Source organism: Corynebacterium sp. (assembly GCF_022712195.1).
GTDB lineage: Bacteria > Actinomycetota > Actinomycetes > Mycobacteriales > Mycobacteriaceae > Corynebacterium.
This window is the reverse complement of record NZ_JALAGY010000064.1, coordinates 1-19,947: the sequence shown is the minus strand read 5'-3', so window position 1 is coordinate 19,947 and position 19,947 is coordinate 1. Positions and strand designations below refer to the sequence as shown.

The 19,947-nt window shown below is 71.4% G+C and carries 21 protein-coding genes and 1 pseudogene; 7 read left to right on the top strand and 15 right to left on the bottom strand.

The features are described 5' to 3' along the window. Positions 1-46 precede the first annotated feature (46 nt). Positions 47-2,488 carry an ATP-dependent helicase C-terminal domain-containing protein gene (locus Q0A34_RS08290; protein ID WP_291479527.1) on the top strand — a complete coding sequence of 814 codons (2,442 nt, stop codon included), beginning with the start codon at positions 47-49 and terminating at the stop codon, positions 2,486-2,488. A 3-nt stretch (positions 2,489-2,491) separates the two neighbouring features. Here Q0A34_RS08290 and Q0A34_RS08285 read toward each other — a convergent pair whose 3' ends face one another. After that, positions 2,492-2,902, bottom strand: a complete 411-nt coding sequence (locus Q0A34_RS08285) for a DUF488 family protein (protein WP_291479526.1) — start codon at positions 2,900-2,902, stop codon at positions 2,492-2,494. A gap of 62 nt (positions 2,903-2,964) precedes the next feature. Between Q0A34_RS08285 and Q0A34_RS08280 the strand changes: the two genes are divergently transcribed. Then, entirely contained in the window at positions 2,965-4,209 is a 1,245-nt protein-coding gene (locus Q0A34_RS08280) for an HNH endonuclease signature motif containing protein (RefSeq protein ID WP_291479525.1), read from the top strand. 80 nt (positions 4,210-4,289) lie between these two features. On the opposite strand, the gene Q0A34_RS08275 is transcribed toward Q0A34_RS08280, so the two are convergent. Then, a complete protein-coding gene (locus tag Q0A34_RS08275) occupies positions 4,290-5,030 on the bottom strand; it encodes a hypothetical protein (RefSeq protein ID WP_291479524.1) in 741 nt (246 codons plus the stop codon). A gap of 64 nt (positions 5,031-5,094) precedes the next feature. Between Q0A34_RS08275 and Q0A34_RS08270 the strand changes: the two genes are divergently transcribed. Continuing rightward, positions 5,095-5,664: a TetR family transcriptional regulator gene (locus Q0A34_RS08270; protein WP_291479523.1), complete on the top strand. Its 570-nt coding sequence runs from the start codon at positions 5,095-5,097 to the stop codon at positions 5,662-5,664. Between the two features lie 20 nt (positions 5,665-5,684). Here Q0A34_RS08270 and Q0A34_RS08265 read toward each other — a convergent pair whose 3' ends face one another. Then, positions 5,685-6,644, bottom strand: a complete 960-nt coding sequence (locus Q0A34_RS08265) for a nitronate monooxygenase (RefSeq protein WP_291479522.1) — start codon at positions 6,642-6,644, stop codon at positions 5,685-5,687. Positions 6,645-6,715: 71 nt separating this feature from the next. Here Q0A34_RS08265 and Q0A34_RS08260 point away from each other — a divergent pair, with 71 nt between their 5' ends. After that, on the top strand, positions 6,716-7,036 hold the full coding sequence (locus Q0A34_RS08260; RefSeq protein ID WP_291479521.1) for a hypothetical protein: 321 nt from the start codon (positions 6,716-6,718) through the stop codon (positions 7,034-7,036). Here Q0A34_RS08260 and Q0A34_RS08255 read toward each other — a convergent pair. Further along, complete coding sequence (locus Q0A34_RS08255; protein ID WP_363316439.1) at positions 7,012-7,497, bottom strand: flavodoxin family protein; 486 nt, start codon at positions 7,495-7,497, stop codon at positions 7,012-7,014. The two genes, Q0A34_RS08260 and Q0A34_RS08255, sit on opposite strands and share 25 nt — an antisense overlap. A gap of 21 nt (positions 7,498-7,518) precedes the next feature. Here Q0A34_RS08255 and Q0A34_RS08250 point away from each other — a divergent pair, with 21 nt between their 5' ends. Then, complete coding sequence (locus tag Q0A34_RS08250; RefSeq protein ID WP_291479520.1) at positions 7,519-8,232, top strand: gamma-glutamyl-gamma-aminobutyrate hydrolase family protein; 714 nt, start codon at positions 7,519-7,521, stop codon at positions 8,230-8,232. 21 nt (positions 8,233-8,253) lie between these two features. Beyond that, positions 8,254-8,832 carry a gamma carbonic anhydrase family protein gene (locus tag Q0A34_RS08245; RefSeq protein WP_291479519.1) on the top strand — a complete coding sequence of 193 codons (579 nt, stop codon included), beginning with the start codon at positions 8,254-8,256 and terminating at the stop codon, positions 8,830-8,832. Here the strand turns inward: Q0A34_RS08245 and Q0A34_RS08240 are convergent. Genes Q0A34_RS08240 through Q0A34_RS08225 form a run of 4 tightly spaced genes read right to left on the bottom strand, consistent with a single transcriptional unit; the run spans position 8,825 to position 13,299 of the window. Then, entirely contained in the window at positions 8,825-9,574 is a 750-nt protein-coding gene (locus tag Q0A34_RS08240) for an NAD-dependent deacylase (protein WP_291479518.1), read from the bottom strand. The genes Q0A34_RS08245 and Q0A34_RS08240 overlap by 8 nt on opposite strands. Beyond that, the gene (locus Q0A34_RS08235) at positions 9,558-11,246 is read right to left on the bottom strand and encodes a hypothetical protein (RefSeq protein WP_291479517.1); all 1,689 of its coding nucleotides are present in this window, start codon (positions 11,244-11,246) and stop codon (positions 9,558-9,560) included. The genes Q0A34_RS08240 and Q0A34_RS08235 overlap by 17 nt, the downstream gene beginning before the upstream one ends. 59 nt (positions 11,247-11,305) lie before the next feature. Then, a complete protein-coding gene (gene bioD / locus Q0A34_RS08230) occupies positions 11,306-11,980 on the bottom strand; it encodes a dethiobiotin synthase (protein WP_291479516.1) in 675 nt (224 codons plus the stop codon). Then, entirely contained in the window at positions 11,956-13,299 is a 1,344-nt protein-coding gene (locus tag Q0A34_RS08225) for an adenosylmethionine--8-amino-7-oxononanoate transaminase (protein WP_291479515.1), read from the bottom strand. Before Q0A34_RS08225 ends, bioD begins: the two co-directional genes overlap by 25 nt. A gap of 37 nt (positions 13,300-13,336) precedes the next feature. Here Q0A34_RS08225 and Q0A34_RS08220 point away from each other — a divergent pair, with 37 nt between their 5' ends. Continuing rightward, the gene (locus tag Q0A34_RS08220; RefSeq protein WP_291479514.1) at positions 13,337-14,560 is read left to right on the top strand and encodes an 8-amino-7-oxononanoate synthase; all 1,224 of its coding nucleotides are present in this window, start codon (positions 13,337-13,339) and stop codon (positions 14,558-14,560) included. Here the strand turns inward: Q0A34_RS08220 and Q0A34_RS08215 are convergent. The 7 genes and pseudogenes from Q0A34_RS08215 to Q0A34_RS08185 form a co-directional block, all read right to left on the bottom strand. Continuing rightward, complete coding sequence (locus Q0A34_RS08215) at positions 14,472-15,404, bottom strand: urease accessory protein UreD (protein WP_291479513.1); 933 nt, start codon at positions 15,402-15,404, stop codon at positions 14,472-14,474. The genes Q0A34_RS08220 and Q0A34_RS08215 overlap by 89 nt on opposite strands. Then, positions 15,401-16,045, bottom strand: coding sequence for an urease accessory protein UreG (gene ureG / locus Q0A34_RS08210; protein ID WP_291479512.1), 645 nt, complete (start codon positions 16,043-16,045; stop codon positions 15,401-15,403). The genes Q0A34_RS08215 and ureG overlap by 4 nt, the downstream gene beginning before the upstream one ends. A 12-nt stretch (positions 16,046-16,057) precedes the next feature. Continuing rightward, complete coding sequence (locus Q0A34_RS08205) at positions 16,058-16,774, bottom strand: urease accessory UreF family protein (RefSeq protein ID WP_291479511.1); 717 nt, start codon at positions 16,772-16,774, stop codon at positions 16,058-16,060. After that, positions 16,774-18,501 carry an urease subunit alpha gene (ureC, locus tag Q0A34_RS08200; RefSeq protein WP_291479510.1) on the bottom strand — a complete coding sequence of 576 codons (1,728 nt, stop codon included), beginning with the start codon at positions 18,499-18,501 and terminating at the stop codon, positions 16,774-16,776. Before ureC ends, Q0A34_RS08205 begins: the two co-directional genes overlap by 1 nt. Before the next feature lie 77 nt (positions 18,502-18,578). Further along, a pseudogene (locus Q0A34_RS08195) lies at positions 18,579-18,896 on the bottom strand (urease subunit beta); the annotation flags it as partial. 9 nt (positions 18,897-18,905) lie between these two features. Beyond that, positions 18,906-19,616, bottom strand: a complete 711-nt coding sequence (locus tag Q0A34_RS08190; protein WP_291479508.1) for a hypothetical protein — start codon at positions 19,614-19,616, stop codon at positions 18,906-18,908. Positions 19,617-19,625: 9 nt separating this feature from the next. Further along, complete coding sequence (locus Q0A34_RS08185) at positions 19,626-19,931, bottom strand: urease subunit gamma (protein WP_291479560.1); 306 nt, start codon at positions 19,929-19,931, stop codon at positions 19,626-19,628. Positions 19,932-19,947 lie beyond the last annotated feature (16 nt).

Below are 19,947 nucleotides of genomic sequence, written 5' to 3'. Positions count from 1 at the left end.
GTAGACCTCTTATCAGAACCATGCCGGGGTGGTTACCCTGAACGGCATGACCGACCTCCCCTTCGCCGCCGGACGGACCGCCCTGCTGGACGCACTGCGCACCCGGGGCACCGCCGTGGTGCAGGCACCGCCCGGCACCGGGAAGACGACCCTGGCCCCGCAGTACGTCCTCGAGCACGTGGCGGCGACGTCGGGCGGCCGGGTCGTCGTCACCCAGCCGCGGCGCGTCGCCGCCCGGGGGTCCGCGGCACGTGTCGCCGCACTCCGGGGGTCCGCGCTCGGTGACGAGGTGGGCTACACCGTCCGCGGCGACCGGAAGGCGGGGCCCGGCATCCTGATCGAGATGGTGACCCCGGGTGTGCTGCTCCGGAGGCTGCTCGCAGACCCGGACCTCGACGGTGTGGCGGCGGTGGTCATCGACGAGATCCACGAGCGCCACCTGGAGTCCGACCTGGTCTTCGCGATGCTGGCGCAGGTGCGTGAGCTGCGTGAGGACCTCGTCGTGGTCGCCATGTCGGCGACGGTGGAGGCGTCGAGGTTCGCCGCGCTGCTGGGTGGTGCCGCGGGCCCCGCCCCGGTGGTGGACGTCCCCTCCCCCGTCCACCCGTTGGAGATCCGGTACGCCGACTCCGCCTCGTCCATGGCCAACCGGGACCGCCGGTCGCGCCGTGCCGTGGCTGACCTGGTGGAGGCCACGGTGGTCCGCGCGCTCGACGCGACGGCGTCGAGCGGGGGTGACGTGCTGGCGTTCGTCCCGACGATCCGGGACACGGAGACGGTGGCCGCGGCGTTGTCGGCCCGGGGGATCCTCGCTTCGGCGCTGCACGGTCGGCTGTCGACGGCGGAGCAGTCGCGGATCGTGGCGGGCCGTGATGACCGTGACGGCCGTGACGGCCGGGTGCGCCGGGTGGTCGTCGCCACCGACGTCGCGGAGTCCTCGCTGACGGTGCCTGGGGTGCGGGTGGTCGTGGACTCCTGCCTGTCCCGGGTGTCGCGCCGTGACACGACGCGGGACATGTCTGTCCTGGTCACCGAGACCGCGAGCCAGGCGTCGTGCACCCAGCGCGCGGGCCGGGCGGGCCGTGAGGGGCCCGGGACGGTCTACCGGTGTGTGACCGCCGAGCAGTTCGTCAAGGCACCGGCCCATTCGCCACCGGCGGTGGCGACCAGCGACCTGACCGCCGCCCTGCTGGACGTCGCCTGCTGGGGTTCACCTCGGGGCGCCGACCTGCCACTGCCGGACCTGTTCCCGGCTGCGGCGGCGCAGGCCGCGGAACGGACCCTGCGGGCGATCGGCGCCGTGGACGACGGTGGTCGGGCGACGGAGACCGGTCGGCGGCTCGCGGCGATCCCCACCGACCCGCGGCTGGCGCGCGGAGGGCTCGAAGCGTGCCGCCGGGTGGACGTGGCGACCGTCGCCGCCGTCCTCAGTGTGGTGGACGACGGTTCACGCGTGCCGGACCTGGCTGCGGCGGTGCGTGCCGTACGGCCTCAGGACCCGGTGGCGCGTCGGTTCCGGCGACTGCTGTCACCCGCCGCCGCAGGCTCCCCCGACCTGTCCGGTGAGGACGCGGTGGCGTACACCTTGGCCTGCGCGTTCCCCGGGATGGTCGCCCGGCGGGTGGGTGATTCGTCCCGGTACCTGACGACGTCCGGCACCGGGGTGACGTGGCGGGACGCACGGGCGGCGTCCACCGAGTGGATCGCCGTGGCCGACCTGGGCAGGTTGCCCGGGGACGCCACCGGGGCGGTGGCCCACACCGCGGTCCCGCTGACCCGTGATCTGGCGTTCGCCGCGGCGTCTCCCCTGTTCAGCGACACGGTGACGTGCACGTGGACTCCCGGGGGCACGGTGGGGAGGCTGCAGGCCCGCCGGGAACGCCGACTCGGTGCCGTCGAGGTGTCGTCCACCCCGGTGGCGTTGCACGGAGTGGACGCGGAGACCCGGGCCGCGGCGGTCAGGTCCGGCCTGGAGGCCCACGGGCTGGACTCACTGGAGTGGTCACCGAACGCCCGTGCGCTGCGACGACGCATCCAGTACCTGCACAACCACGGGGTCCCGGGGTACCCGGACGTGCGTCACGGGGGTGCCTTCGTCGATTTCGTCGTCCCGGATCTTGCCGCAGGCCGGCGGCCCGACCTGGCCGGGCTGCTCCGTGGCCTGGTTCCCTGGGACCGCCCGGTCGACGAGCTCGCCCCTGAGTCCCTGACCCTGCCGGGCGGGCGCACCGTGCGGATCACCTACCCGGAGTGCAGTGCCGCGCCCGACAGCCCCGCCGTGGTCGCGACGAAGCTCCAGGACTGCTTCGAGCTGCACCGCTCACCGGAGGTCGCCGGACGGCGGATCCAGTTCCAGCTGCTGTCACCGGCCCAGCGCCCGGTGGCGATCACCGACGACCTCGGTGGCTTCTGGGAGGGCGCCTACCAGGACGTGCGGCGTGACCTGCGGGGCCGGTACCCGAAGCACCCCTGGCCGGAGAATCCGTGAATCTCACCCCTCCCCCAGGACGCCGGCGAGCCAGTCCCGCAGCACCAGTGCGTGCGTGTGTTCGGTGTCTTTCCCCGCGAAGAGGAGCTTGACGTCACGGCGCCCGAGCTCCCCGGCGAGTGCGGTGAGCACTCCGTCCAGCTCACCGTCGGCGTGCCGCCGGTCGAGTTCCGACCGGTAGGCGTCGCCGAACTGCCGCCAGGTCAGCGAACCGCCGTGGAAGTCCTTTCTGAGCTGGTCAGACGGCGTGAGCTCTCGGGGCCACCCGGTCAGCGGGAGACTGTCCTTCGAGACCCCGCGGGGCCACAGCCTGTCGACGAGGAAGGTGGCGGCACCGCCCTCTCCCCCGCCCCTCACGTCGTACACTCGGGCGACCTCCAGCTTCCCCATGACCCTCGCCTTCCATTCGAACATACTGTTGACTGTGTCCGCTGCCCAGTATACACTTCAGACTGCAAACGAAAAGGGGGATTTCAGTGACGACGACAGCGACAGCGCCCACGTCGGCGCCGAACGTCGACGCGATCCAGCTCCACCTGAACATGGGCGAGATGGTGCTCGTGGCCCATCTGATGACCACCCCCCGGGACGCACGCCTGGCCGCGGCGACGGCCCTGCGGGGACGTTCCCGTGCCGACGCCCTCCGTTTCGCGCACTCCGGCGAACTCGCCGCCCGGAACCTCGAGCTCTTCGCCGCGGTCGTCGGCAGTGGTGTGGTCACCGCCGAGCACCTCGACCTGGTGTGGGGCCGGCTCAACCGTCAGATGGTCACCGTCCCGGCCTCCCGGCAGGACGAGATACTCGGCCACCTGGACTCCGCGGTGAACACCCACGTCACCCCGTGGTTGCGGGACGCGACGGCCCCGGTGTCGCTGACTGAGCTGCGCGACCGGGTGGACGAGGCGATCCTCGACATCGCCCCCGGTCTGGCCGCGGAGACCGCCGTCGCCGAGGAAGACTCCGCGACGCTGCGCCGCCGCGGGAACACCTTCATCCTCACCGCGGGCTGCGAGACCACCAGCGCCGCGATCGACGCGGGCCTGGAGAAGCGGATGCGTGAGATGCTCGCCGGCCTGCGCCGCCAGCAGCAACTCTCCTCCGAGGACGAGCGCACCTCCCTGCCCACCCCGTCGCAGTTGAAGGCGCAGATCCTGATGGAGCTGCTCGGCAACACCCCGGAGACCATGAGGATCCGGGTGAACCTCTACCGCGCCACGCTGGACGGTGTCCGCGGCGCCGGCGCCGGCTACGTCGCCGGGGTCGGCTGGATCGACGCCCGCACGGCGGACCGGTTCGAGGATGCGGCGGACACGGTCAAGGAGATCCCCGTCAGCCCCGCCGGTTACCCGGAGTCCGACGGATACCCGTTCCTGCTGCAGCACCGGAACTACCTGGAGGGCCGGGACGCGACCTGCCGGTTCCCGCAGTGCACGGTGCCGGCGGACCTCTGCGAGAACGACCACATCGTCAACTCCCCCTTCACCGACCCCACCAGCGACGGCGTGACCGGGGTACGCAACGGCCAGAAGCTCTGCCGTCCCCACCACCGTCTGAAGACGGCGGGCACGTGGACCTGCTCCACCCCGGACGGCGGCTTCACCGTCGACTGGGTCGGCCCCGACGGACGGAGCCACACCACCCACGCGGCCGGCCCCCTGGCCCGGGCATGGCGGGAGCGCACCGGGGACGGGGCAGCCCCCGCAGACCCGCACCCCGACTGAGTCCACCTGCTGAGCCACAGTTAGCCGAGGACCCCCGCACCACCCTCAGGTGCAGGGGTCACAGGTGCGGGCCGGGGCGATCAGTACCCGTCGTCCATGGCGACGTCGTGGAGTTGCTCCGAGACCTTCCCCGCCAGCGCCCGGTCCTCCCACAGGGTCTTCACCACCGTCTCGCTGCAGCCGTCCGGCAAGGACGGGACCGCACCGACCAGGCTTTCCCGTACATGCCGGAAGACCCTGCTCTGTGCCTGCCGTCGGGCGAACGGCACGGGCGCGATGTCGCGTCCGGTGTGGTGCGGGACATCAGGGATCAGCCCCCAGCTGCTCCGGTAGATGTCGTATCCGTGGAGTTCGTCACTGTTGTCCAGCATCAGCGTGTCGTCGACGTGTATCCGGTCGTAGTTCGGGGACTCGGTCTCGTCCACGCACTCCAGCTGTTCCCTGTCGAGGAAGCTGACCCACATCGTGGTCTGCGCCCCCGGCTGCCGGTACGGCGCGGCGGCGATGTAGCCGCGCGGGCTGACGTGGGCAGTGAAGGCCGTCGTCGTGTCCGGGACACAGGCTCGGATGAACGGGACCACCGGGGAGACCCCGTGGTTCCGCAGTTTGGTGCGCATCACCCCCGGTGACGCATTGGAACCGACGGCGACGACGGCGGTGCGGTCGAGGTCGTCGGCGATGCCCACCAGTCCGACCTCGCCGGGGAAGTACCCTTCCGCGGTCAGTGTCCCTGAGGAGGTGGGCCAGGGGCCGGGGTACAGCCAGGGTGTGGCCGTGAGATCGACGTCGAGACAGGGCGCGTGCTCCGGTACAGCATTCATGGCACTGCCCACCCTACGCGACCCTGCCCGTGAGTCACACCAGTCACAGGTTACGATCTGGTACATGCGTACAACCACCCGCCGGGACGAGATCTTCGACGCCGTGGACCGGCTCATCGGCAGAGAGGGCATCCCGGCGGTCAGCATGCGCGCCGTCGCCGCGGAAGCCGGCGTCTCCCTCCGCCTCGTCCAGTACTACGGGACGGACAAGAACACCCTGCTCGCCGCGTCCCTGCGACGGCTCTCGGACCGGAGCATCCGCCGGTGGCGCGAACGGCGTGCCCCCGGCGCCTCCCTGCGCGCCGTCATCGAGGGCTACTTCGCCGCCACCCTCCCCGTCGACGAGGAGACCTGCGCCTTCCACCGCATCAGCGTGTCCATGGAACTGATGGCGGTCACCGGCACCGAACCCGCGGCCTCCGCCTACCGCGCCCACCTCGCGGCGACGGGCGCCGAGTTCACGGCCGCCTGCCTGGAGGCCGTCCCAGAACTCGGGGAGGAGACCGCGGACAGCATCGTCAACACCGCGATGGCGCTGGGCCACGGACTGGGGTCACTTCTCATGGCCGGGCGCGTCAGTGAGGCGTCCGCCCGCGCGACCGTCGCGGCGATGGTCGGCGACCTGCCGGACTGACCCCGCCCCACGGACGCCGGTCAGAACCGTTTCAGCAGGTCGTGGGCTTCCTGAGCCATGCGCGCGATGGTCTCCCCCGCCGGTTCGCGCTGCCGCACCAGCCCGACGCCCTGTCCGGCGTGCAGTTTGAGGTCCCCGGCGTACGCCCCTCCCGGGGCCCGGGCGGCGACGAGTTCCTCGTCGGTCACCGAATCATCGTCGGCGTACCGGTCGACGAAGTCGTTGCGCACCGTCCTCGTCGGCCAGGTCCCGATGTCCCAGCCGACCTGCTCCGCCCGGTCGTAGACCCCGGTCAGCACGGTGTTGCGGGACGACGCCGTCACCGCGGCGGACTTGAGCTCCTCGCTGCCCGCCGACTCCGGCGACGCCAGCAGCGCCGTCCCGATCCAGGCCGCGTCCGCCCCCGCGGCGAGGACGGCGGCGAGGCCACGTCCGGTCCCCACCCCGCCGGCCACCGCCACCGGGACCCCGGGCGCGTGGGCCGCGGTGTAGTTGAGGACCTGCTGCATCAGCGGCATCGTCCCGATCCGTCCGGTGTGGCCGCCGGCGTCGGTGCCCTGGACGCACAGCACGTCCACCTCCGCCTCGAGCGCCTGCCGGACCTGGAGCATGTCGTTGACCGGGGCCACCACGCTGATCCCTGCGGCGTGCGCCCGCGCCACCCACGGCGCCGGGTCGCCGAAGGCCAGCGACAGCACCGTGGGGTTGGCCTCCACCGCCGCGGTGAACACCTCCTCGGTGAGCGCCCAGACCATCAGCCCGATGCCGAAGTTCCCACCCTCACCGGCGATCTCCGCCTGTTCGCGGATCCATTCCGGGGACGTCGACGCCCCCACCCCGATCATCCCGAGCCCCCCGGCGCGGCTCACCGCGGCAGCGAGCTCACCACCCGCGCGTCCGGCCATCGGGGCCCCGATGATCGGCAGGTCGACGCCCCACAGTCTCGTCAGCAACGTGTCCGGCAGCTGTGTCACGGTCATCCTCCTCGCTCCTTCGTGTTCGTGTCCCCGTCCGGCTTCGCGGCGTACCCCTCAAGGGTAGCCTGGCGGGCATGGACATGACACTGAAGAAAGCCACGGACGTCAACACCGCAGCAGTCACCACCCTCGGCCTCATCGGCGGCTGGGTCAGCGCCCGGGAGACCGGCGTCCGCCCCCTCGGCGGTGTCCTGCTCGCCGCCGCCGGCGTGTACGCGGGACGCACCTGGCTCGCCAAGGGAGGCCCCGCCCTCACCGCCGGCCTGACCACCGCCTACGTCGCCGGCTTCGGTCTCTCCCACCCGTTGGCGAAGAAGATGGGGTCCTGGCCCGCGGTGCTCACCGTCACCGCCGGCGTCGCCGGGGCGTCCTACGCGCTGGCCGACAGGAAGTAGGCGCCCACGGTGTTCTCCGCCAGGGCACGCAGCTCGTCCAGGTGGGGTTCCACGTCGCCGGTGAAGGCCACCGGTTCGGCGGCCGTGGTCCAGCCGAAGCCGGTGGCGATCTTCTCCAGGGCGTTCTCGGCACCGGTGGTGTCGTAGCCGCCGCGGATCCAGTAGGAGTAGAGCTTCTCCCGGTCCTGGTTCTGCAGGTACGTCGAGTCCAGGTAGTGCTTCAGGGCCCCGGAGATGTACCCGAAGTTCGCGGTGGTGCCCAGGATCACCGCCACGGCGTCGTGGAGTTCGTCGCCGTCGGGGTCCAGGGCGTCGCGTTCGACGACCTCGAGCGGTTCGTCGAGCTGTCCGCTGACCTCCGCCGCGGCCCCGCGGGCGGCGTCGATGACGGTCGTGGCGATCCTGCGCAGCTTCTCGGTCGGACTGTGGTGGACGATCAGCACGTGAGCCATGCCGTCCATGATGCACGTATCCTGGACGGTATGTCAGACAACGACCTCAGCACCACCGTCCTGCGGCACGTCTCCTTCGAGGACGCCGGCTCGTGGGACGAACTCCTGCGGCCGAGCTACGTCGACGCCGGTGTCGACTTCCCGCCCGGTCCCCTGGACGCCGACCTGCTGGTCGTGATGGGTGGGCCGGTGAGTGCCGAGGACGGCGACTACCCGTACCTCGCCGACGAGATCGAGCTCATCCGGTCCCGCCACGCCGCAGGACGGCCCGTGCTGGGCGTGTGCCTCGGCGCGCAGCTCCTGGCCCTCGCGCTGGGCGGCCGGGTCGTCCCGTCCGCGGGTCCGATGCAGATCGGCTGGTCGCCGGTGACGCTCACCGACGCCGGGGCGTCCGGCCCCCTGCGCGCCCTGGAGGGCCACCCGGTACTGCACTGGCACGGTGACCGTATCGAACTGCCCGACGGGACGGCGGCCGCCGCGGCCGGCGTGCAGCGCCTCGCCTACGACGACGACACTCCGGTCCAGGCGTTCCGGACGAACCACGCCCTGGGCCTGCAGTTCCACCCGGAGATCGTCCCGGAGTCCTTCGAGCGGTGGCTGCTGGGGCACCACACCGACCTGGAGCACCACGAGGTCGACGTCGACGGACTGCGCACCCAGACCGCGGAACTGGCCCCGCGGCTCATCGAGCCGTCACGGCGGATGCTGGTGGAGTGGATCCGCAGCGTGGGCCTCATCGACTGACAGGTCGTTAGAGTGGGGAACATGGACAACTACCAGAACCCCCGCACCAGCGGCCCCCTGATCCTCCCCTACGACGGGCGGGTGCCGCGGATCCACTCGTCCGCCTATGTCGCGCCGACGGCCGTGATCATCGGTGACGTCGAGATCGGCCCGGACTCCTCGGTGTTCTACGGTGTCGTGATCCGTGCCGACGTCGGGGCGATCCGGATCGGTGCCCGCACCAACATCCAGGACAACAGTGTGCTCCACGTCGACTCCGGGGTCGCCAACGTCCTCGGCGACGACGTCACCGTGGGGCACCAGGCGCTCGTCCACGGCAGCAGCGTCGGCGACGGCACCCTCATCGGCATGTCGTCCTCCCTGCTCAGCGGTTCGACGGTGGGCTGCGGGACGCTCGTCGGCGCAGGCGCCACCGTCCTGGAGGGGCAGGACGTCCCCGACGGCGTACTCGCCGCGGGTCTTCCGGCGAAGGTGCGCCGCGAGCTGACACAGGAGGAACGCGCCGGACTGGTCACCCACGCCGGGCACTACGTGGACATCGCGAAGGGGCAGATGCCCCCGGGCGACGCCCTGAGCATCGACGAGGTGCGCTTCAGCTGAGCAGCTGCGGCAGCCCCACCGCCGCGGTGGTGCGCAGCGACCAGGTCGCCAGGGGTGTCAGGTCGGTGTCGTCGGGGCTGACCTCCACCACGGGAACACCCCGGGAGGCGGCGATCCGCGGCAACCCGGCCGCCGGGTACACCACACCGCTCGTCCCGACGACCACCACCAGGTCGCAGGACCCCATGGACTCCTCCGCCGCGGCGAACTCCGCCTGCGGCAGCATCTCACCGAACCAGACCACCCCCGGCCGCACCGGACCGCCGCACGTGCGGCACCCCGGGGGTGTGAGCCGGTCGACGGGAGCGTCGTCGAGGGAGGGCAGCTCCGGTTCGGCGGCGGGGGCGTCGCAGACCGAGCACCGGAAGTCGAAGAGGCTGCCGTGGAGGTGCGAGACGTCCCGGCTCCCGGCCCGCTCATGCAGGTCGTCGATGTTCTGGGTGGTCACGTGCACGCTCGTGCCCGGTTCCTCCTGCCAGGCGGCCACCGCGCGGTGGCCGTCGTGGGGGACGGCGGCGCGTGCCTTCGCGGCGCGCCACAGGTACCAGGCCCACATCGGCGCGGGGTCCCGGGACCAGGCGTCGACGCTCGCCATCGCCTGCGGGTCCACTCTGCTCCACAGGCCGGTGGTGGCGTCGCGGAAGGTGTCCAGGCCGGAGTCCGCGCTCATCCCCGCCCCGGTGAAGACCTCGACGCGTCGGGCGTCGCGGACGGCGGCCTGCAGGTCAGCGGGGAGTGTCATGCTCCAAGGGTAGGACGTGCTCACCCGTGGCGTCCAGGGTCAGCGCCAGTGACGAGATGTACACGGTCTTGCCGTCCGGCCCCGGGACCGCGGAGGCGAGCATGTCGGGACGCTCGCAGGACTCGCCGGTGACCGCGCAGGTCAGGCGCACGTCCGAGGGGTTGCCGTCGGCGTCGTCCATGGGCAGGTCGATGCCGTCGGACGTCCGGCGCAGGTACCAGCGCCCCTTCGTCAGCACCGCGGCCAGCGGGGTGACGGCCACCGCGATCCCGGCGGCGAACAGCGGGGAGAACGGGGCCACGGCGTCGCCGAACGCGCCGAAGAACATGGCCACGGACACCCCGCCGGACAACAGGACCGACACGATCCCGACCGGGTTGTAGTCGAAGAGCATGCCCCGGCGGAACTCCGGACGCTTCGGCGAGATCCCCAGGAGGTACTTGTTCACCACGATGTCCGCGGCGACGGTGAAGATCCAGGCGATCGCCAGGTTCGAGTAGAAGCTCAGCACGAAACTGAGCACGCTGAACATGTCGAACTCCATCAGCGCCAGGGAGATCGACACGTTGAGCACCACGAACCACACGCGTCCCGGGTAGCGGTTGGTGGTGCGCGAGTAGATGTTCGTCCAGGCCAGGGAACCGCAGTAGGCGTTGGTGGTGTTGATCTTGATCTGGGAGACCACCACAAGCACCACAGCCAGGGTCACCGCCAGCCAGCCCGGCATCATCTGCCGGTACTCGGTCATGAACTGGTTCACCGGCTCCACGGCGATGTCCGCGCTCTGCCCCACCACCGAGATCATGTACACCGCGAGGAACACACCGAGGATCTGCTTGACCGCCCCGAGCACCACCCAGCCCGGCCCGCCGCAGACCACCGCGGCCCACCACGACCGACGGTTCGCGTCCGTCTTCGGCGGCATGAACCGCAGGTAGTCGATGTTCTCGGCGATCTGGGCGGTCAGCGACAGGCAGACTGCCGCGGCGAGCATCATCGCGGCGAAGGACACGGGGGCGTCGTTCTCACCGGTGTACTCCAGGAACGTGCCCACCGACGACGGCTCCTGCACCACCAGCACGGCCAACGGCACGAACATCAGCACCAGCCACAGCGGGTTGGTCCAGGAGTGCAGCCGGGACAGCAGCTTCATCCCGAAGATGACCAGCGGGATGATCGTCAACGAACTGACCGCGTACCCGGCCCACAGCGGGATCCCGAGCCCGACCTTGAGCCCCTGCGCCATGATCGCGCCCTCCGTGGCGAAGAGGATGAAGGTGAAGGAGACGAAGATCAGGTTGGTGATCACCGACCCCTTGTACCCGAACCCGGATCCCCGGGTGATCAGGTCCAGGTCCACGTTGTACCGCGCGGCGTAGTAGGCCAGGGGGAAGCTCGAGACGAAGATGAGCACCGCGGCGATGAGGATACCGCCGACGGCGTTGGCGGTGCCGTGCTCCACGCCGATCGCCGCGCCGATGGAGAAGTCCGCCAGGTAGGCGATGCCGCCCAGGGCGCTGGCGGCGACCGCGGCGGGCGTCCACCTCCGGTAGTGGCGCGGGGCGAAACGCAGCGAGAAGTCCTCGGTCCCCACCGGGCTCGACGGCGGTGCCGGACGGGGAGCTGACTGGGATGCTGACTGAAGTTCTGTCTGGGTGGCTGTCTGGGTCATGCCACAGGACGCTACGGCCGCCGTTTTTCCGGGAGACTCCCGTAGGCGTTTCCCGGAGGTTACGGTTCCGGCAGATCCAGCCACCGGACGGCACCCGCGCGGAAGGTCTCCGTGTCGAGCTGCCCCGCACCTGCCGGGATGCCGCCGAGCCACGGACCGGCCCGCAGCTCCTCCAGTGTGGTGGCGGTCGGGACGTCCGGCTCGTCCGGGACGGAGCCGCCGATGACCCCGAGGCAGCGGATCCCCCGGTTCTCCAGTGCCTCGAGGGTGAGCGCGCAGTGGTTGAGGCTGCCCAGGACGGTGGTGGTCACCACGACAACCGGCGCGCCGAGCCGGACGGCGAGGTCGGCGAGGGTGTAGCCGCCGAGACTGACCAGCAGTCCCCCGGCACCTTCGACGAGGACGACCCGCCCCGGCCCGTCGAGGGCCCGGAGGGTGCGGGCGGTCCCGTCCAGACCTGGCAGGACCACGCCGGCCCGTCGCGCGGCGGCGACCGGTGCCAGCGGCTCCGGGCAGGTGGCGAGGCAGTGTGTGTCGGTGACCCCGGTCAGGCCGGTGACGGTGCGCAGGTCCCCGTGTCCGGGAGGCTCGCCGGTCTGCACGGGTTTGACCACGGTGACGTGGTGCCCCGCCTCCTCCGCGCAGACCGCCAGGGCCGCGGTGGCGACCGTCTTCCCCACGTCGGTGCCGGTTCCGGTGACCAGGAGGATCACTGTGCCGTCACCGCCTCGCACATGGCGGAGGTGATGCGCCGGATCTCGTCGTCGGTGCAGGTGAACGGGGGCATGGTGTAGAGCAGCCGTCCGAAGGGCCGCAGCCACACGCCACGCGCCACCAGGTCGGCGGTGACCCGGGTGGTGTCCACCGGGTCGGCGGTCTCCACCACGCCGATCGCCCCCAGCACCCGGACGTCCACGACCCCCGGGGCGTCCTGCAGCGGCGCCAGCCCCGCACGCAGCAGTGCGGCGATGCGCGGCACCGACTCGCGCCAGTAGCCGGACTCCACCAGGTCCAGCGCCGCGAGTGAGACAGCGCACGCCAGGGGGTTGCCCATGAACGTCGGACCGTGCATCAGCGCCCCGCCGGGCCCGGAGTCCACGGCGGCGGCCACCCGGTCGGTGGACAGCGTGGCGGCGAAGCTCATGAAACCGCCGGTCAATGCCTTTCCCAGGCACAGTATGTCGGGGACCACGCCGGCGGCGGTGCCGACGAACGTGTCGCCGGTGCGTCCGAACCCGGTGGCGATCTCGTCGAGGACGAGCAGTGCACCGGTGTCGTCACAGACCCGGCGCAGGCCCGCCACCAGCGCGTGGTCGTGGAAGCGCATGCCGCCGGCCCCCTGCACCACCGGTTCGACGATGACGGCGGCGACGTGGTTCTCCTCGACAGCGGTGCGTAACCGGCACAGATAGGCGTCGATCACCTCCGGGGTGCTGCCGCGGGGTGGCGGCGCCGGCACGAAGACCTGTGGAGTGAGCACACCGGCCCACAGGGCGTGCATGCCGCCGTCGGGGTCGCATACGCCCATCGGCCCCTGGGTGTCCCCGTGGTACCCGCCGCGCCAGGTCAGGAAGCGGTTCCGCTCGGGCCGTCCGACGCCCCGCTGGTACTGCAACGCCGTCTTCAATGCGACCTCGACGGCCACCGACCCGGAGTCGGAGTAGAACACCGACGTCAACGGGTCACCGGCACGGCCCGGTCCGCCGGCGACGCTGACGACGCCGGCGAGGTCGATGAGTCGTTCGGCAAGTTCCGCGGCGGGACGGTGGGTGAGCCCACCGAACATCACGTGGCTCATCCGGTCGACCTGGCGGTGTGCGGCCTCCCGGAGCGCCGGGTGCCCGTGGCCGTGGCACGCCGCCCACCAGGAGCTCATGCCGTCGATGACCTCGCGTCCGTCCGCCAGGTGCAGGCGGGTGCCGGACGTGGCGGCGACGGGCAGGTTCTCCGTCGCCGCGTGCCGCGGGGCGTAGGGGTGCCAGACGTGGCGCCGGTCGGCGTCGATGACGCGTGCTGCGTCCCAGTGGTCGGTGCTGTGGTCTACACTGTTCACACGACCAGGCTATACACTGTTCAATAAAGGAGCCACCGTGACCTCCCCCACCGGCCTGCGGCCCCACCTCACCGAACGCCTGCGCACCTGGCGCGCCGCCGGGCTCGGGCGCTCCACCGTCGACCTCGACAGCGGCCAACACCCCGTCGTCGACGTCGACGGCGACCGCCGGCTGCTGTTCTCCTCCAGCAACTACCTGGGGCTCTCCCACCACCCCGACGTCGTCGACGCCGCCGTGGCCGCCACCCGCACCTTCGGCACCGGCGCCGGCGGCTCACGGCTCACCACCGGCTCCACCACCCTGCACCGGCGGCTCGAGGAGGAGCTCGCCGACTGGCTCGGCTACCCGGACTGCGTCCTGTTCCCCACCGGCTACGCCGCGAACCTCTCGGCCCTGACCGTCCTGGCGGACGACACGGTCACCGTCTACTCCGACGAACGCAACCACGCCAGCATCATCGACGGATGCCGGACGGCGAAGAGCAACGGCGCCGAGGTGCGCGTCTACCCGCACCGGGACATGCACGCGCTGCGTCGGCTCCTCCGGGACCGGACCACCCCGCACGGCCTCGTCGTCACCGACGGGGTATTCTCCATGGACGGTACCGTCGCCCCGGTGGACACCCTCGTCCCGCTGGCCCGGCAACACGACTGCCACGTCCTCGTCGACGACGCCCACGGCATCGGCACCCTCGGCGACGGGCGCGGCAGCGCGGCGCCCCGCTCCCCTGCGCCGGACGTCCTCGTCGGCACACTGAGCAAGGCCCTGGGGTCGGAGGGAGGGTTCCTCTGCGCCGACACAACCACCTGCGACCTGCTGCGGAACCAGGCACGGCCGTTCATCTACTCCACCGCGTCGCCCGCGCCGACCGTCGCCGCCGCACTGGCCGCCGTGCGACTGGTGCGTTCCGACCCCGGCCATGTCCGGGGACTGCAGGACAATGTCCGGCGCCTCACCGACGGGCTGGGCCTGGCAGACACACCAGGGACATCAGGGACACCGATCATCCCGGTACCTGTCGGCGACGAAGCGGAGGCCGTGGCCGTGGCGGATGCACTGCGGCAGGAAGGGTTCCACATCCCGGCGATCCGCTACCCCACCGTCCCCCGCGGCCGGGCGATCCTGCGGGTGACGGTGATGGCGACGCACACCGACGCGCAGGTCGACGCACTCACATCCGCCGCAGGTCGACTGCTCCCCGCCCCAGCAGGTGCTCCCGCGCCAGACCGTGCACCGCACCGACGAGCGCCCGCACACTGACCGGGTCGTCGCCGGCCACACGCACGGTGATTCCTTCGTCCGCGACCATCGTCGACGCCGCGGCCGTGAGCCCGTCGGACACCGCGGGCAGGACGGCACGCACCTCGTCGAGCAGCGCCGGGACGGCGGACGGGACAGGTGGCACGACGAGGACAGTGGCCCACACCGGCCACCGGGCCAGGAGCATCTCCGACCGCGCCGTGGCGCCGGTGACGTACAGCGTGTCCGACAGCAGAGGACGGCCGGCGCGTGTCACGCGGAGACGCTGCGCGAGCGCGTCGAAGACGTCGCGTTCCCCACGGGCGAGCCGCCCGGAGAGCGTCACCTCCGCGGCGAGCAGCGTGCCCCCGGGCGCGACGTCGACGTCGGTGGTCTGCAGCAGCCGTGAACCGCCGAAGAGGATCGTCTGACCGGGCAGGTACTCGCACACCGCACCGTCGGCGACGTGCAGGCTCACCCACTGCGACGCCATCCCGGCGTCCATCCGGTGCACCGGCGTGCCGGCCTGGGTGGTCACCGTCACACGGGCGCCCGGGGCGAGCGCCACCCGCTGGCGGACGCGGTCGTTCTGGGCCAGCCCACCCCCGGTGGTACGGACGTAGAGGAACGCCTCGCCCGGGTCGGACGGGTCGATGTACAGCGGGCGGGTCAGCTGCATCGGCGCCTTGACGAACCGAGACACCACCCCGGTCCGTCCGTCCTCCGCTCCCAGCGTGACATCGAGGACACCGACCTTGCCGGGACGCCCCACCGCCATCACCCCGCCGACGGAACGCTCCCCCGCGAACCCCGCCATCTCGTGCGGGATCGGCGGGGTCAGCGCGGACGGGTCGAGGGAGGTCACTCCCGGAAGCCCTCCAGTCTCTGCTGCAGTTCGGCGATGCCCTGCCCGGAGAAGCAGTCGGTGAGGACCACGGGGTCGCCGTCGCGCACGTCCACGGCGTCGGCGTTCATCACCGTCAGGTCGCAGCGGACGTACTGCGCGATGTCGGTCTTGTTGATCACCAGGATGTCCGACTCGGTGATGCCGGGCCCCCGCTTCCTCGGCATCTTCTGCCCCTCGGCCGTGTCCAGGACGAAGACGAACACGTCCACCAGCGCCGGGGAGAAGGTGAGCGTGAGGTTGTCCCCGCCGGACTCGAAGAACAGGGTGTCGATCTCCGGGTGCTCGTCGAGCAGGTCCGCGGCGGTCATGAGGTTCATCGTCGGGTCGTCGCGCACCGCGGTGTGCGGGCAGGAGCCGGTCTCCACGCCGATGACCACGTCGGGACTGATCACGCCGTCGAGTTCCCGGCGGACGTGCATGGCATCCTCCTGGGTGTAGATGTCGTTGGTGATCACCCCGACCCGGCGTCCGGCCCCGACGAAGCGGGGGACGAGGGCCTCGATCAGGGCGGTCTTGCCGGAGCCGACGGGGCCGCCGACGCCGATGCGCAGCGGTGACCCGGTGCCGGTGACGGGGTCGGGGGTACTCGGTGTGGTCATGGTGTGTCCTCTCTAGCTCATGAACAGTCGGGCGGGGGCGGTCTCGTGCGCGGCGGAGGCGAGGTCGCTGCCGGGGCTGGCACGGCCCAGCAGGCTCCAGTCCCCGTCGGCCAGCAGCGCGTGGGCGGACCGGACGGAACGGCCGGCGACCTCGACGATCACCGGATGTGCGGCGGCGACGGCGACCTGCGCCCCGATGTGGTCGCACTGGCGCAGGCGCAGCGCCGCACCCGCCCACCCCACGGCGAGTCCGGTGAGTTCGGTGGCGACCGCCGTCGCCGCGTCCAGGCCGTGGGACGCATGTATCACCCCGGCGGCGACGGCCTGGTTCCCGGGAGTCTCCTTGGCGGCGACGGCGGCGGCGTAGGTGCGCAGGGTGTCCGGCTGCTCCTCGCCGAGCTGTTCCTCGACCTGTGCGGTGACCTGCAGCAGTTGACGTCCGACGCGGGTGGACGCCCGGCGGAGCTCACCGGTGACCTTCGTCGCAGAGAGCTCGTGGTCCAGGGCGGCCAGGGTGGTGAGGTCGTCCGTCATCACGGCGACGGCGGTGGCGACCCCGTCGCCGGGGCCTGCGGTGTGGCGCAGGTGGTCGAGCAACACCTCGGTGACCTGCCGCGTTCCGCGGACCCGACCGGCCTGCACCAGCCCCTCCAGCCCGTGGGACAGCGTGTAGCGTCCCGACGGGTAGGCGGAGTCGGCGTAGGTCAGCGCCTGCAGGAACGGGAGCATCAGAACAGGAAGAACTTCTGTGCCAGCGGCAGCGTGGTCGCGGGGGCGATCGTCGCGGCCTCACCGTCGACGGTGACCTCGTAGGTGTCCGGGTCCACGGCGATGTCGGCGAGACGGTCGTTGCGCACCATGTCCCTCTTGCCGATGTCGCGGGTACCCGCCACCGGCAGGACGGTGGAGGTCAGGCCGAGCTGGTCGGGTACACCCGCCTCGATCGCCGCGGCGGACATGAACGTCACCCGGGTGCTCTGCAGGGCAGTGCCGTAACCGGCGAACTGGTCGCGGTAGAGCACTGGCTGCGGCGTGGCCAACGACGCGTTCGGATCACCCATCTGCGCGTACGCGATCCTGCCCTGACGCAGCACCAGGCGTGGTTTCGCGGCGAAGGAGTCCACCGGCCACAGCACCAGGTCCGCCAGCTTCCCCGGCTCGATACTGCCGACATACTTCCCGATCCCCTGGGCGATTGCCGGGTTGACCGTCATCTTCGCCACGTACCGCAGCACCCGGTTGTTGTCTGCACCGGTGCCGGCGTCCTCCTCCGACTCGCCGAGCTGCTCCCGGCAGTGGTGGGCGGTCTGGAACGCGCGGATCCAGGACTCACCGACCCGGCCCATCGCCTGCGAGTCCGAACTGAAGATGCTGATGACACCGAGGTCGTGCAGCACCGTCTCCGCGGCGATGGTCTCGGCACGCACCCGGGAGTCGGCGAAGGCCACGTCCTCCGGGATGTCGTGGGACAGGTGGTGGCAGACCATCACCATGTCCAGCAGCTCCTCCACCGAGTTCACCGTGTACGGCAGCGTGGGGTTCGTGGACGCCGGCAGCACGTTCGGCATGCCGGTGACACGCAGGATGTCCGGGGCATGCCCACCTCCGGCCCCCTCCGAGTGGAAGGTGTGCACGGGGCGGCCCTTGAAGGCACGGGCGGTGGACTCGAAGAAACCGCCCTCGTTGAGGGTGTCGGTGTGGATGGCGAGCTGCACGTCGAACTCGTCGCAGACGTCCATGGCGGTGCGGATCGTCGCCGGGGTGGCGCCCCAGTCCTCGTGGATCTTCAGTCCCGCAGCGCCGCCGCGGACCTGCTCGGCCAGCGCCTCCGGCAGAGACCCGGACCCCTTGCCCAGGAAACCGGTGTTGACCGGCATGCCCTCGGCCGCCCGAAGCATGAACTGCACGCCGGACGCCCCGGGCGTGCAGGTGGTACCGAGGGTGCCCTCGGCCGGGCCGGTACCGCCGCCGAAGAACGTGGTGACGCCGTTGGCCAGGCCGTGCTGGGCCTGCTGCGGAGTGATGTAGTGGATGTGGGTGTCCACTCCCCCGGCGGTGAGGATGCGGTGCTCCCCGGCAATGACCTCGGTGCCGGGGCCGATGACCAGCTCCGGATCCACCCCGTCCTGCGTGTTCGGGTTACCGGCCTTGCCGATCTTCACGATACGGCCGTCCCGGATACCGACGTCGCCTTTGACGACGCCGGCAACCGCGTCGAGGACGATGACACCGGTGATGACGGTGTCCAGTGCCCCGGACGCGGCGGTGGCGGTCGGGTCCTGTGCCATGCCGTCGCGCACCGCCTTGCCGCCGCCGTACACGGACTCGTCACCGTAGGACCCGGCGAGATGGTCGTGCTCGATACGGACGGTGAGGCAGGTGTCCGCCAGGGTGACGGTGTCGCCGGTCGTGGGACCGTAGATCTCGGCGTAGCGGGACCGGTCGACAGAACTCATGGGCGTGTCTCCAGCTCATCGTTGGTGGCGAGGAAGTCCGGCAGGTTCTCCAGGGCGCGGGCCTTCACCGCCGGATCGTCGAGACGTCCCTCGACCAGCCCCGCGAACCCGTGCAGGACCCGCCGACCACCGAAGTCCACCAACTCCACCTCGCGGGTGTCACCGGGTTCGAAACGCACCGCCAGCCCGGAGGGAATCGCCAGGCGGGTCCCCCAGGACGCCTCGCGATCGAAACTGAGCGCCGGATTGACCTCGAAGAAGTGGTAGTGGGAGCCGACCTGGACCGCCCGGTCCCCGGTGTTCGACACCCGCAGGGCAACCGTGGCACGCCCCCGGTTCAGCTCGATCATCGTCGGTTGGTCGGGGGCCGGGCCGTAGCTGGCGGATCCGGACATGGAACTCTCCTAGTGGTGGTGGCTGTGGCCGTTGCTGGGGCCGTGCGAGTGGGCGAAGCCGGTGGCATGGTCGGCGAGCAGGCCGTCGGCGATGCCGTCGTCGTGGTGGTCACGAAGCAGGTGAAGGGCCGTGTGCGACGCGCGCCGCGCTGCCGTGGCCAGGGACGACCGGCGGAACAACGGGATCCCGCCGTCCGCGCCCAGGTCCGCACGGATCTCGGCGACGCCCGTCCCACCGAGAAGACGGAGGCGTTCCCTCGCAGTGCCCGGTGACGGCCACGACCCGTCGAAGGCAACCTCCACCAGGAGGTCCTCGGAGTACTGCTGGGCGAGGCGTACCCGGCGCAGCAGTTCGGCGTCGGCGAACGGGTCGACGGTGTCGGCCCGGAACAGGACACCGTCATGTGACGTCGCCGCGGCACGCAGATGGCGCCGCATCTCGGCGATCGCGCGGGTGGCGTCGATCAACGACGGTCCGAGCACCACCTGTGTCCCGGAACGCCGCTCCCACTGCAACGCCTGGGCCGCCTGGGTGACTGACGTCAGGGCACGCCCCGTGCCGGCGGGGACGACCACCAACGGCACGTCCTGCGTCCGTGCCTGTTCAGCGTGGTGGGAGAGGGCGCGGGGGCCGGTGACCACCGGCACACCGGTGGCGTCCTGCAGTGCTGCCGGGGTCGGCACCTCGGCTCCGGCGTAGAGGACGGTGAGGGATTCCACGGGTACCGGTCACATCCCGATCGGGTCATGGACGCTGACGAGCTTCGTGCCGTCCGGGAACGTGGCCTCGACCTGGATCAGGGCCAGTCGTTCACGGACGCCGTCCTGCACGTCGTCGCGCCCGAGGACCTGCGTGCCGATCTCCATCGCCTCGGCGACGGTGCGCCCGTCCCGGGCGGCCTCGATGACGGCCTCGCTGATCAGCGCCGTGGCCTCGGGCACGTTGAGGGCGAGCCCCCGGGCCCGTCGCCGGCGGCTGACCTCCGCGGCGGTGAAGATGAGGAGCTTCTCCTGCTCCCTGGGGGTGAGTTCCACGGTGCGTCCTTCCCGG